Source organism: Methylobacter tundripaludum SV96 (assembly GCF_000190755.2).
Classification (GTDB): domain Bacteria; phylum Pseudomonadota; class Gammaproteobacteria; order Methylococcales; family Methylomonadaceae; genus Methylobacter_A; species Methylobacter_A tundripaludum.
The window spans coordinates 248559-263495 of record NZ_JH109153.1; the positions used below are offsets into that span (position 1 = coordinate 248559).

A 14937-nucleotide genomic window follows, 5' to 3' on the forward strand; every position below is an offset into this window, starting at 1 on the left:
ATCGGTTCGGTCGCACCCACAATACGACCTTAACCGTCGCTATTGCTGATTAGGCAACGCCATATCATACCGCTGTGTCTATGCCGATCGGTAATACTACTTATTGCTTCAAAACATTGATTTCTCTAATCTATTGATATTCAAAAAGCAACATCCTCGGTGCGAACCTGTTTACTTTGCGGGAGGCTGAGTTAATTGCCCACTGTATTTCACATAGAACCCAATTATCTTTGTAAGAGTGGGATGCCGAAATGACCTATCAATGCGTGCTCGACCGAGCGGCAGTCCAAACGGGGGAATACATATGACAATGAAATTACGGGAGCATAGACGAAACGCCAGGCTTGCCGATCCGGGCGGTGTGGACGAACCCATCCGGTTTGAGTTGTTTAGCGATGAACGGATGGCGCAGCATGCCGCCAGTTTAGCGAAAGCGCAAAAAGCCCGGATTATCCCCGGCGGACTCAAACTGATGCCGAGGGTTCGCGAAAACTCCAGAGTATTGCTTGAGGCTTACCAAGCCATAGGCAAGGCGGCGCGCGAGCACCGAGCCATCACGCCGGCCGCGGAATGGCTGCTCGACAATTTTCATGTGATTGAAGAGCAGATCAACGACATCAACCTCTATCTGCCCGAAAAATTTTATAAGCAGTTACCGAAGTTAACCGACGGTTTTCTTGCCGGTTACCCGCGTGTCTACGGCATTGCCTGGGCGCTGGTCGCTCATACCGACAGTCGTTTTTCTCCGGAACAGCTGACTCTTTTCATGCGCGCCTACCAGGAAGTCCAGCCGCTCAGTATCGGCGAGCTTTGGGCGCTACCGATCACGCTACGTATCGTGATGATTGAGAATTTGCGGCGGCTGGCGTTAAAAGTCATGCGCTCGCAAATCGGGCGACGACTGGCTGACGAGTTCGTCGATCAAGCCGACAGGCTCGATCTTTCGACCCAGACTGCCGTCTTGCCCGTCGCGCGTTTCCGCCAAGCCTTTGCGGTCCAGATCGTGCAACGCTTGCACGAGCCGCATCCGGGTCCTGCGCCTGCACTCGATTTCCTGAATGAATGGCTGGCCGAACAAGGCGTCACGCTGGATGAAATCGTACACCGCGAACATGCCGGCCAAATTGCCGCCAACCTGACCGTACGCAATATCATTACCAGTATGCGCGCCATATCGGCGTTCGACTGGCCGCAATTTGTCGAAGATTCGAGCCTGGTCGATCAATGCCTGCGCGCTCACCCCAATTACAGGGCGATGGATTTTCTGACCCGAGACCGCTACCGTCATGCGATTGAGGATCTCTCCAAACACTCGCCGTATTCCGAAACGGAAATCGCCCGAAAAGTCATCGACAAGATTGACCGTGTCGGCAAAGAACCGGACGCCGGACCGCAAAGCCAGGAACCGGGCTATTACCTGATCGGCGCAGGCCGCGGCGAGTTCGAACAGGAAGTCGGCTTTCAGCCTACCTTCGGGCAAAAGTTACTGCGCGCTTATGTCGCCCATGCCGCGCCTGCTTATCTGGGCAGTCTGGCCGTAATCACGTTGCTGTTACTGAACCTGCCTTTAAACGCCGCTTTCGACGCCGGTTTAGGCAGCTTAGCGATTACCCTGATTGCGCTGTTTGCCTTCTTTCCCGCTTCGGACATTGCCACCTGTTTGGTCAACCGCTTCGTCATCTCCGTGGTGCCGCCGCGTCATTTACCCAGACTTGAACTGAAGGACGGCATCCACGATGCGTTGCGCACCTTTGTTGTCGTGCCGACCATGTTTATCGACGAACAGAATGTTAAAAGGCAAATCGACGAACTGGAAGTTCACTATTTGTCCAATCCGGTCGGCGATGTTTATTTTGCCCTGCTGTCCGATTGGGTGGATGCGGATCAGGAAACCTTGCCTGAAGATGCGTTGCTGCTCAGCAGCGCCATTGCCGGGGTGGACGCGCTTAACGCCAAGTACGGGGAACAACGCTTTTTCCTGTATCACCGTAAACGCGGCTGGAACCCAAGCGAGAACAAATGGATGGGATGGGAGCGCAAGCGCGGCAAACTGCATGAATTTAATCGACTGCTGCGCGGCGCGAAGGATACTTCTTTTATGCCGATTCATGGACAACCTGCGTTTGTGCCGCCGGATGTTCGCTATGTCATTACCCTGGATGCCGACACCAAATTGCCTATCGGCGCCGTGCAACAGTTGGTGGGCACCGCCGCCCATCCGCTCAATTGGCCTGTTCTCGACCCGGTCACCCACTGTGTCGTTAGCGGGTACAGCATCCTACAGCCCAGGGTCACAGCGACTTTGCCGCAACGGCGCGAGCATTCGCTGTTTCATCAGCTTTTTTCCGGCGCGTGCGGCGTGGATGCCTATTCAATCTCCGTGTCCGAAGTGTATCAGGACCTGTTCGGGCTAGGAACATACAGCGGCAAGGGCTTGTATGAAGTCGATTCATTTGAGGCCGCGTTGGCCGGGCGCGTCCCGGAAAACGCCTTGCTCAGTCATGATTTGTTCGAGAGCGTGTTCGCCCGCTGTGCGTTTGTCAGCGATATTGAGTTGTATGAAGAATTCCCGTCCCATACGGAAGTTGCCGCGTCCCGCTCGCACCGTTGGGCGCGTGGCGACTGGCAATTATTGCCGTGGATTTTCAGTCCGCTCGGCAAAGGCATGCCGCTAATCGGACGCTGGAAAATGATCGATAACTTACGCCGGACTTTTTCAGCGCCGGGCGCCTTTCTTACCCTGTTGGCAGCGTGGGCGATTCCGGATGCGCCGGTTGCGATATTGATGGGCTTGACCTTAACAGCCTTGGCTTTTCCCGCCTTCCTGTCCATCGCCGGGGACTTGAAGCTTCGCCCCGACATTGCGTTGCGCAGCCAGTTGCGCGTCATCGCGGAAAACGCGTTACTGGGCTTAAGCAACAGCCTGATTACATTGACACTGTTGGCGCAACAGGCCTGGCTGATGACCGATGCCATCGCCAGCACTTTGGTGCGGCTGTTTATCACCAAACGGGAATTGCTCACCTGGGTCACTGCGTTGCAAGTCAAGGCAGCCTCAGGACATTCCATAAAGAGCCTGATCAAACCCATAGCCAGTCTGAGTATCGTGGTAGTTTGCTCAGGCTTGGTCTTACTGTTATTCAATCCCGCTTCACTTGAAATTGCCGCACCGTTCCTGCTGTTGTGGTTGCTGTCACCGATCATTGCCCACATCCTGAGTTTGCCGCCGAAACCCGATCCGACCGAATCGTTACTCCCTGAAGATGCTTTGCAGCTACGGCAAGTCGCCAGGCGCACCTGGCGGTTTTTTACCGCTTTTGTAACGGAACAGGAAAACTATCTGCCCCCGGATAACTTCCAGGAAGACCCCGTAGCCGAGATCGCTCATCGCAGCTCACCGACAAACTTCGGTCTTTATCTGTTATCGGTACTCGCCGCGCACGATTTCGGCTGGCTGGGCCTCATCGACACCGTTGATCGGCTGGAAGCGACTTTAGACACGCTGGACAAGATGCCGCGGCTGCATGGACATTTTTATAACTGGTACGACACCCGCACTTTGCATCCCCTGGAACCCAGGTATGTCTCGACCGTGGACAGCGGCAACTTGGCGGCCCATCTGCTGGTGCTTGCCGAGGGATGCAGAGATTTGACCAAGCAACCGTACCCGTTTGCCACCGTGTTAAACGGCATTGCCGATACCCATAGACAGCTTGTATCCGCGCTGGCCAAAACCAACGATGACCGACGCATGCTGATGGTTACCCGGGAAGAGCTGCAAAAAAAATCGGACAAGCTGGGCGTTTTTTTGGCGTCCAATCCCGTTACTCATTATGACTGGGTCAGCTTGTGGCGACGCATGATTCCCTGCGTCGACAACCTGCTGGATCTGGCGCGCGCTTACGCCGCCGAGCGCGACGAACTGACCGATAACAGCGAAGTGCCGGCATGGGCTACGCTGCTGCACAATGACATCCACTCCCACCAGCGCGACATGGAAAGTTTCGGCTCGTCGATCCATTTCAAGCTTCCCCTTGCCGACGATTCGCAGCCGGAAGTCCAGCACTGGAAAACGCTGAGCCAACGGATCAATACACTGGCGGAACTCGCCCATCAACTGTTCGTCGACATGGATTTTCGGTTTCTCTATGACACTAACCGGCGCTTGTTCTCGCTGGGGTATCGCGTTGAAAAAGGCGTTATCGACGATAGCTACTACGACCTGCTCGCCTCGGAAGCGCGCCTGACCAGCCTTATCGCTATCGCCAAGCGCGAAGTGCCGAGCGCTCACTGGTTTCACTTGGGGCGTCGGCTGACGCGAACCGCGAACGGCACCGTGCTGTTGTCCTGGTCAGGCTCGATGTTTGAATACCTGATGCCTGCGCTGGTGACTTATACGCCGTGTTACAGCATGCTCGACCAAACCTGTCGGCTGGCCGTGCAAAGTCAGATTGAATACGGCGAAGAGCGTGGTGTGCCGTGGGGCGTATCGGAATCGGCGTTTAACGGCCGCGACCGTTGGTTTACTTATCAATACTCCGCTTTCGGCGTACCCGGTCTGGGCATGAAGCGAGGGCTCGCCTATGATCTGGTGATTGCCCCCTATGCCACGGCCTTGGCGTCGATGTACCACGCCCATGCCGCGGCGCTGAATTTCGAGCGTCTGGAAAAGCTCGGCGCATTGGGTCGTTACGGCTTTTTCGAAGCGCTCGATTTCACGCCGTCGCGACTTGCGGAAGACCAAAAAGTGGCGTTTGTGCGCTGCTATATGGCTCATCATCAAGGCATGTCGTTGGTGGCTTTGGCTAATGTCATACACGATGGCGTTATGCGCCATCGTTTCCATCGTACGCCGATGATTCAGGGCGCTGAATTGCTGTTGCAGGAGCGGGTTCCGAACGGCTTTGACAGCGGCATTCCCGACTTCACCCAAGCCGAGGCTGAAGTCAAAGAAATCATCCAACTGCCGATACGCCGCCTGCTGTCGCCGATGTCCCTGACACCCTCGGCGCATTTGCTTTCCAACGGCCGTTACGGGGTGATGATCACCGCTGCCGGTTCAGGTTACAGCGTTTGCGAAAAGCTGGCGATCACCCGCTGGCGCGAAGATGTGACGCGCGATTGCTGGGGCAGTTATATTTATTTGCGCGATTTGGCCAGCGACAGGATCTGGTCGGCCGGGTACCAGCCGACTACAGCGGTTCCCGATCAATACGAGGTGGTTTTTCTCGAAGACCGGGTGCGTATCTCCCGCGAAGACGGCACCATCGCCAGTCGCTTGGAGATCATTGTCTCGCCTGAGGATGACGCGGAAATCAGGTGTTTGAGCTTAACCAATAACGGCTCGCACACCCAGGAAATTGAGGTGACCTCCTACTCGGAAATTGTGCTGGCGTCGCCTATGGCTGACAACGCTCATCCCGCGTTCTCGAATTTGTTCATACAGACCGAATACCTGCCGCAGGCCTGCGGACTGATCGCGCAACGACGGCCTCGGGCGGCCAATGATCCGCAAATTTGGGCGGCTCATGTGCTGGCATCGAGCGGCATCGGTACAGGACTCCAATACGAAACCGACCGAATGCGTTTTATCGGCCGCGGACAAACGCTACGCGCACCGGCTTCCGTGATCGATGGCCGTCCGCTCAGCAATACGGTCGGCGCGGTGCTTGATCCTATTTTCAGCCTGCGTACGCGGATCAGTATCGAACCGGGCGCGACTGTCCACGTAACCTTTACCACGCTGGTTGCCGCGTCGCGTCAGGCGGTTGAAGACTTGGCCGACAAATATCACAACGCGGCCACTTTCGACCGGGTTTCCGATCTTGCCTGGACGCATGCGCATATCCAATTACGTCATTTACGCATCAAGCCTGACGAAGCCCAGTTGTTTCAAGCCCTGGCTAACCGCTTGCTGTACGCCGATTCGTCGCTACGGGCCGATAGCAAGCTTATGCCCCTGAACCGCTTGAATGTCACCGGTTTATGGCGGTTTAGCATTTCCGGCGACAGACCCATTGTATTGCTGCGGGTCGCATCGATAGAAGATCGGACGATTGTCGATCAATTGCTGCGTGCCCACGAGTATTGGCGCATGAAGCGCTTATCCGTCGACTTGGTGATCCTCAATGAAAAAGAAATCACCTACGCCAATGAGTTGCAGACCTTAATGGAAGGCATGGTTCGGGAAAACCAGGCTTTTGCGGCTATCCATGAGTACGGCGGACACGGCGATGTTTTTGTGCTGCGCGGCGACCAACTCTCGGAGGAGGAGCGCGTGCTATTGCAAACCACAGCGCGCACGGTGCTTTTGAGCAACCGCGGCACCCTGGCCGAACAACTGATGAGGCATCCCAAGCTCCTACCGAAATTTATCGAGCCCAAAACCGTGTCGGCAACCGGTTCCGACGGGAGCGCCCCATCAATCGTCCCTGCCGATCTCGAATATTTCAACGGTCTGGGCGGTTTTGCCGAGGACGGGCGCGAATATGCGATCGTGCTGGGCAAGGGCCAATGGACACCGGCGCCCTGGATTAACGTGATCGCCAATGCCGAATTCGGTTTTACCGTCTCGGAGCTGGGCAGCGGTTATACCTGGAGCCTTAACAGCCGCCTGAACCAGTTGACGCCTTGGTCGAACGATCCGGTCAGCGATGCTCCCGGCGAAATATTTTATTTGCATGACGACGAGACCGGCGATTTATGGAGCCCGACTGCGTTGCCGATCCGCGTCGATAACGCCAGTTATGTGGTTCGCCACGGCCAAGGCTACAGTCGTTTCGAGCATTCCTCTCACGGTATTCACAGCGAGCTGCTGCAATTTGTAAGCTCGGACGACCCAGTCAAAATTTCAGTTTTAACGTTGAAAAACACTTCCGCTCGCCCCCGTAAATTAACGGTTGCCGCCTATGTCGAATGGGTGCTCGGCGCCTCGCGCACCGCCACCGCGCCTTATGTTGTCACTGAGCTGGATCAGGCGACCGGCGCCCTGTTGGCCTACAACAGCCTGGACGTGGACTTCGGCCGACGCATTGCTTTTGTCGATATGGCCGGTTTGCAAACAGGATGGACCTGTAACAGGACTGAATTTATCGGCCGTAACGGCAGTCTGGATGCGCCGATAGCCTTGCGTCAAGCCAAAGCGCTTAAAAACCGCGTTGGCGCGGGGCTCGATCCGTGCGCGGCATTGACCACGCAGATCGAACTTGCCGCCAATGAAAGCATCGAGATTGTGTTCCTGTTGGGCCAAGGCAGCGACCGCGATCATGCAAGCGAGCTGGTCCAGCGCTATCGAGCCGCGGACATGCAGCTTACCTTTGCCGCCGTGAAACAATCATGGTCGCGGACGCTCGGAAAAGTTCAGGTAAATACGCCGGACAGAGCGCTGGACTTGATGTTGAACGGCTGGCTGCTGTATCAAACCCTGAGCTGTCGAATGTGGGCGCGGGCCGCCTTTTACCAGGCTGGCGGAGCCTTCGGTTTTCGCGATCAATTACAGGACAGCATGGCGCTTGCGGTCGCCCGGCCCGACCTGGTCCGCGCGCATCTGGTCCGCGCGGCGGGACATCAATTTGTCGAGGGCGATGTGCAGCATTGGTGGCATCCGCCGTCCAATCGCGGGGTGCGCACCCATTTCTCCGACGACCTTATCTGGCTGCCGTATGTGACATCCCACTACGTCAAAGTGAGCGGCGACAGCGCCGTACTCGACGAGATGCTGCCGTTCCTGGAAGGGCCGATACTCACGCAGGAACAGGAAGACGCCTATTTCGAACCGACTGAATCGGCGCAACAAGCCAGCCTGTTCGAGCACTGCGCACGAACGCTGGATCTGAGTTTAAAAGTCGGCGCACACGGTCTGCCGCTGATGGGTTGCGGCGACTGGAACGACGGCATGAACCGTGTCGGCCATCTGGGCAAAGGTGAGAGCGTCTGGCTCGCCTGGTTCCTGATCGCTACCTTGTCGGAATTTGCCGATCTGGCCCAGGCACGCGGCGACACCGAACACGCCGTAGCTTGGCGCGCACATGCGGCCAAGCTGCAAGCGGCGGTGGAAGCGGAAGGCTGGGATGAGTCTTGGTACCGACGCGCCTATTTCGATGACGGTACGCCGCTGGGATCGGCCTCCAACACCGAATGCCGCATCGATTCGCTGGCCCAGAGTTGGGGCGTCATTTCCGGCGCCGCCGACCCCGAGCGGGCGCGGCTGGCGATGAATTCGGTCCGGGAATACCTGATCCAATACGGCGATGATCTGGTGTTGCTGTTTACGCCGCCCTTCGACAAAACGCCGCTGGACCCCGGTTATATCAAAGGCTACTTGCCGGGCGTCCGGGAAAACGGCGGGCAATATACCCATGCGGCGGTCTGGTGCGTTATCGCCTACGCGATGCTCGGCGACGGCGATCAGGCAGCCGATCTTCTGCATATGCTGAACCCGATCAATCGCACCGCAAACCGGACCGGAGTTTATGCCTACAAAGTCGAGCCGTATGTGATAGCGGCGGATATTTATGCCGTACCGCCCCATGCGCGGCGCGGAGGTTGGACCTGGTATACCGGCGCTGCGGGATGGTTTTACCGTGCTGGTCTGGAATGGATGCTGGGCCTGAATATCCGCGCAGGCAAAATGCATTTCAATCCTTGTATTCCGCGTGAGTGGCGTAGTTACACTTTACGTTACCGGCACGAAGAAACTTGCTATGAAATCATCGTCAATAATCCCAATGGCGTGTCGAAGGGCGTGGTGGTGATTGAGTTGGACGGCGTGCCGCAATCAGGCGGCAGTATTCCGCTGCTGCACGATGGGAAGACGCATCAGGTGTTGGTGGTAATGGGGTGATTTTAGTTTCTACGGCGCTGCATCACTGTCCTTAAGTGCGATAGTTTCCACCGGTGTAGGGCGCGCCGTGCGCGCCAAGGATAGCAGGGTTTCTCAAGTATCGGGAAAGGCGCGCACGGCGCGCCCTACTCTCCTCATTCCCACGCGCTACGCTCATCAGTTATACGCAAGTATCTGCGAGCTGTCGTTAGACGAGAAACATGCCGATAGGCAGACCTTCCAGGTTTTTAAAACCTGGAAGGTCTAACTTGCAACGTTAGGGCTAGTTCCCAAGCTCCCGCTTGGGAATTCCGTGTGGGAAGCTCCAGCTTCCCGTCTCGCGAAGCTGGAGCTTCGTCATCTGGGTTCCCAAGCTGGAGCTTGGGAACCCGCATAAACAGGCGGGACCTGTGACTCGCGGCACAGCGCATGGGAATGGGGTTAACGCTTAGCCCGCGCCCAACAGTTTCTCGAACTCACCCGCGGCCACCGGTTTCGAAAACAAATAGCCTTGTCCGTAATCGCAACCGGCTGCCATCAGTAAATCGCACTGCTCCTGCGTTTCTATGCCTTCTGCGATTACCTTGATGCCCAATTTATGCGCCATCACGATGATCGCTTCGCACAACGCCAGATCATTGGCATCAGGGCTGAGGTTGCGGGTAAACGACTGGTCAATCTTGAGATAATCGATGTCGAATTTTTTCAGATAGGATAATGAAGAATAACCTGTGCCGAAATCATCCAGCGATACCTGAATGCCTGCATCTCGAAAAGCCAGCAGTTGGCCGGTAATTAAAGCCCCGGCATCCATCAGCAGTCCCTCGGTAATTTCAATAACCACGCTTTCCCCAGGCAGGCCGAGTTCCCGTAAATGCTCAAACCAGGCGAGATGTCCATTGTCCTCTTTTTGAAATTGCACAGGCGATTTGTTAATACTGATCTGGAACTCGTTATGGTGTTTGGTACGCCATTGAGCCGCCTGTTGCGCCGCCTCGCGAAACACCCATTCACCGATGTCGATGATCATGCCGGTTGTTTCGGCGACCGGGATAAAATCGGCCGGGCTGATCAAACCGCGGGTCGGATGCTGCCAGCGAATCAGCGCCTCCGCCTTGTGGATGAAACCGGTGGTCAATTCCACAATCGGCTGGTAAGCCAGCCAGAACTGGCGCTCAACCAATGCATTACGCAGGTCATTGATCAGCCGCATTCGGGTCAACGCGGCTTCCTGCATTGAGATGGTAAAGTAGTGGCGGCAGTTGCGGCCCTGATCCTTTGCGGCATACATGGCCTGATCGGCATTTTTTATCAGCACGTCGATGTCATCGGTATCTTCAGGATATAAGGTGATACCGATACTGACCGACACATAAGCAATCTCGCCCGCCAGCTCGAACGGTTTGGTCAGCTGACATAGGATGTCCTGGGCAAGGCGCTCAATACTGTCTTGCTCTTGTAATTCAGCCAGAATAATAGTGAATTCATCGCCGCCCAGACGTGCGACGGTGTCGGTACTGCGTACGCAATTGAGCAGGCGTTGCGCCATTTCCTTGAGCAGCAGGTCGCCTTTGCAATGGCCCAGCGTATCGTTAACATCCTTGAAATGATCGAGATCGAGAAACAGCAATGCCAGCGGTAAGCCCACCCGCCGGGATTTCTTCATTTCCTGCTCCAGCCGCTCGTAAAACAAGTGGCGGTTGGGCAGGCCGGTCAACGAGTCGAAGTTAGCCTGCTGCCAGATGGTCTGTTCCGCATGTTTCTGGTCGGTAATATCCGAGAACGTCGCGACCCGATGCCGCACCTTGTTTTGGTCGTCGTAAACAGTGTTAATCGTCAACCATTCAAGGTATATTTCGCCGCTCTTGCGCCGGTTCCATATTTCGCCCTGCCAATGCCCTGTCGTTTCCAGCGCATGCCACATGATCTGGTAGAACGCTTCGTTTTGGTGTCCTGACTTGAGCAGCGTTGTCGATTGACCGACGGCCTCCTGCAATGAGTAACCGGTCAGTTCGGTGAAGGCCGGATTGACGGTGACAATCCGGTTATCGGCATCCGCCACCATGATGGCTTCGCCAATCGCTTGATAAACCAGGTTCGCAAGTTTCAGTTTATCTTCATTGCCTTTACGTTCGGTAATATCGATGAGTATCACGCGACAGGTCTGCTCGTCATCATTGGCAATGGCTTCGAACTGTATAATCAGCGTTGGGCTCCGGTCGGCAGGGAGCAGGGTCAGTTCACAGCTTTGAGCCGTTTTGCCGACAAATACGCCGGACAGGAAATCGTTGAAAACAGGCAAAGAATCAACGCTGATAAAGCTTGAAAAGCGTTGCTGTTTTAGCTGCGAACGGAATATTCCCAACTGTCTGGCGGCCCTGAGATTGATCTGCTGGATAGCGCCGTCACGCCCCAACGTAAGATAACCGACCGGCGCCATGTCGTAGAGTTCGGTGTAACGTTCCAGACTCGCTTCCACTTCAGTCTGCGCTGTAAGCAGTTCCTCATTTTGCATTTCCAGCTCGATCTGGTGAACCCGTAATTCGTGCAGCAGTTTTTTTGCGTCCATTTCAATGCCGGATACGGTTGGCTGTTGCTGGGCAAGCTGTTGATTGGCGCGTCGGCGCAAGTTGTCGGCATCGGTAAATGGTTTGTTTGTTTTTGTCACACGTTCTCTCTGTACATCGTGAATATCCCAATATTTTTGCAAGGTATTATAGACTGATGTCACTCACGCTAAGGAGTTTTTAGCACCAAGAAAACGAAAGCGCGTAGCTAGGGTTAGTTCGTAGTTCGTAGTTCGTAGTTCGTAGTTCGTAGGTCGTAGGTCGTAGGTCGTAGGTCGTAGGTCGTAGGTCGTAGGTCGGGTTAGCGATAGCGTAACCCGACATTTTGCGAGTGTGTGTCGGGTTACGGCTAGCGCCTAACCCGACCTACGCTTCTGGAGCAAAACAGACTTTTCTCGTTCCTACGCGCCGCGTGGGAATGCAGTCAAGGCGCGCTGCGCCGCGAGTCACGGTTAAATACAGGCCGGGCAAATCGGGACGCGGCGCGTCCTGCAATGCATTCCCACGCAGCGCGTGGGAACGAGGAAAACTACTACAAATAAATGCCGTGCGTGGAATTATTATTCGCCTCCGGATTCCCCTGCCCCACCGAGCCGGTTTTCCGCTTATGGTGAGTAATGACCGTGCGGATAGCGACATACTGATAAGGTTTGCCTTTCGCGTTTAAAAAAGGAACGATGGTGGTGTCTACCCAATAAAGCGAACCGTCTTTGGCGCGGTTACGGATTTCCCCCTTCCAGACATGTCCGTGTCCAATGGTTCTCCACAGGTTATGCATGAACTCTTTGGAGTGATAGCCCGAATTGATAATACGGTGATCCTGTCCGAGCAGTTCTTCGCGCGAATACTTGGAGATGGCGCAGAACTTGTCATTCACATAGGTCATCTCACCTTTCCGGTCGGTAATCGCTACAATCGCGTGTTCATTCAGCGCCAGCTCAAGATTTTTGGCGAGACTGATATCGACAAAGGTAATCACCACGCCGTCTATTACATTATCCATGGTGCGATAAGGCATGATGCGCACATCAAACCAGCGACTGTCATGAGTCTGGATTTGCTTATCCGAAACCACCAGTGTGCGCAGCACTTCTGTTGCGTCCTGCTGTAACAGTGGATAGTCCAAATCGGTCGTAATGTCGGATAACGGCCGCCCCTCGTCTTGCGGCAACAGTCTGAAGATCTGCGAGGTATGGGCGGTAAAGCGCCGCAGATGCAATTTGTTGTTGAGAAACACCGTAGCAATTTCGGTACTGTTAAGCAGGTTCTTCATGTCGTTGTTGACCCACTGCAGCGCATCCAGCTTGGCTTGCAGCTCCGCGTTCACGGTCAGCATTTCCTCGTTCACCGACTGCATTTCTTCCTTGGAAATGAGCATTTCCTGATTTGCGAACTGGCTCTCTTCATGACTGGATTTGAGCGCTTCCTGCAAAAACTGTATTTCATTGCGCAAGGTCTGTATTTCCATCTGGGCCTGTTGCAGCGCTTCGGGCTGACGGAGCTTGGCAATGCGCTTGCGAGTATGCGCCGTCGCGACGTCGGTAAATACGATGATGACCTTGCCGCGCAATGCCTGCACCTGCTCGATCGCTTGCACGGTCACATTGACCGTATGCGTACCGCTTTCGCCTGTTATCTGTAGGCCTTCCAGGCGTACTGCCGTTAATTGCTGCAACGCCAGGCGGATCGAACCCGTTAGCGCCTGACGCAAGCCCTCGCGCGCCATTGCATGGACGTTCAGGTTGGCTTTACCGGCAGAAGGTTCCAGATACTTGCCGGTGTGACCGCTAAAATAAAGGATGTCGCCTTCGGCGTTGACCAGCACCGCTGCCGGGGCGTAATGCGCGAGCAGTAGGTGATCCATCAGTTGTTGCAGATTAACGGGCAAGCTGCCGTCATCGACGGCCTGACGGGTGGCGGGCGCAGCGGTAAAATATTTATTTGGAAAGTTCACTTCAGGTTTCGGCAATGGATTGTCAATGCGCCGGTAGAGCCGCACCTTGGCCTTGACCGGCGTAAACAGATAGCCGAAATTGCCGGTGCTTTCGGCAGATCCCAGCAACAACATGCCATGCGGGTTTAGCGCATAGTGAAACAGCGGCAACAGTTTTTCCTGCAAATCGACGGAAAAATAAATGAGCAGGTTACGACAACTTATTACATCCAGCCGGGTAAACGGCGGATCATTGATGATATTCTGCTGCGCAAAAATGATCTTTTCGCAGATTTCATTTTTTATCCGGTAACCGTTGTTTTCGGCGTAAAAGTAACGAGCCAGACGCTCCGGCGAAACATCGGCGACGCTATGGGCCGTATAAAATCCCTGGCGTGCATGAGCTATCGCATCCGCATCGAGGTCGGTAGCAAAAATCTGCAGCGGATAGTGTGCGTCGGGCTTGGCCTGTTCGATCGCTTCAATGAAAATGATGGCCAGCGTATAAGCTTCCTCGCCGGTAGAGCAAGCGGGCACCCACACTCTGATTGTCTTGCCGTCCGGGTAGTTTGCTATCAGCGCGGGTATCGCGTCGGTCTTTAAAGCGTCCCATACCGCCGGATTGCGAAAAAAGCCGGTAACGCCAATCAGCAATTCCTTGAACAATAAATCCTGCTCCTGCGGGTTTTCGCGCAGATAACGGACATAAGTGGCGATATTATCGAGCTGATGCAGTTCCATGCGTCGTTCAATACGGCGGTACATCGTACTTTTCTTGTATAGCGAAAAATCATTGCCGGTCCGGACGCGCAGCAGCACGGCAATTTTTTCCAAAGCGCTCAGGGAGCTACCTTCCAATAGCTGCCCTGAATTGGCCAAAGCATCCCTGTAGGGATGCTGGAGATAATTGATGATGTGCGCAGGCAGTTCTGCCGCGGGGCCTATAACATCGGCTAACCCTGCCTCAATAACGCTACGCGGCATACTGTCGTATTTGGCTTCGACGGGGTCCTGCACCAGCACCAGACCGGATTTTTCCTTGATGGCGCGCAGGCCCAACGTACCATCCGAACCCATGCCCGAAAGCAGGATGCCGATGCTTTGATCGCGCCGATCTTCGGCAAGGCTACAGAAAAAAGCATCAATCGGCAGGCGTAATCCGCGCGGTGCAATCGGGTCGAGCAGGTAAAGCGTGCCGTGCAGGATGGACAGCTCTTTATTCGGAGGATTTATATAAACGCAATCCGGCTTTATTTTCATGCGATTTTGGGCTTCTAATACCGTCATCGCCGTGGTGCGTTGCAGCAATTCGGCCATCATGCCTTTGTGGTTGGGATCGAGATGCTGAACGACGACGAAAGCGACACCCATGCTATCAGGCACATGACTGAAAAATTGTTCGAGCGCATCAAGCCCACCGGCCGAGGCTCCGATACCTATAATCGGCAGTAGCCTGTCCACGCCGAGGTAAGCAGAATCAGTCGAGGTATCCAGAGAGAATGGGCCGTGGACGGCGGTTGATTTATCCATGCAAGGTTCCTGCTATCTTTATGGTTGTATGGCTGCTTATGCTTTTTTGCTTGTCAAAACTCTGTTTTTTAGATCGCCTCTCCCTG

At 55.0% G+C, this 14937-nt stretch carries 3 protein-coding genes; 1 reads left to right on the top strand and 2 read right to left on the bottom strand.

Going from position 1 to position 14937, the window contains the following annotated elements; translation table 11 throughout:
- Positions 1-304: 304 nt before the first annotated feature.
- The gene (locus tag METTU_RS14160) at positions 305-8842 is read left to right on the top strand and encodes a glycoside hydrolase family 94 protein (RefSeq protein ID WP_006892419.1); all 8538 of its coding nucleotides are present in this window, start codon (positions 305-307) and stop codon (positions 8840-8842) included.
- A gap of 427 nt (positions 8843-9269) precedes the next feature.
- Here the strand turns inward: METTU_RS14160 and METTU_RS14165 are convergent, their stop codons facing one another.
- Both METTU_RS14165 and METTU_RS14170 read right to left on the bottom strand, forming a co-directional pair.
- Complete coding sequence (locus tag METTU_RS14165; protein WP_254257973.1) at positions 9270-11489, bottom strand: sensor domain-containing protein; 2220 nt, start codon at positions 11487-11489, stop codon at positions 9270-9272.
- Between the two features lie 431 nt (positions 11490-11920).
- Positions 11921-14851, bottom strand: coding sequence for a chemotaxis protein CheB (locus METTU_RS14170; protein WP_006892421.1), 2931 nt, complete (start codon positions 14849-14851; stop codon positions 11921-11923).
- Positions 14852-14937: the final 86 nt, after the last annotated feature.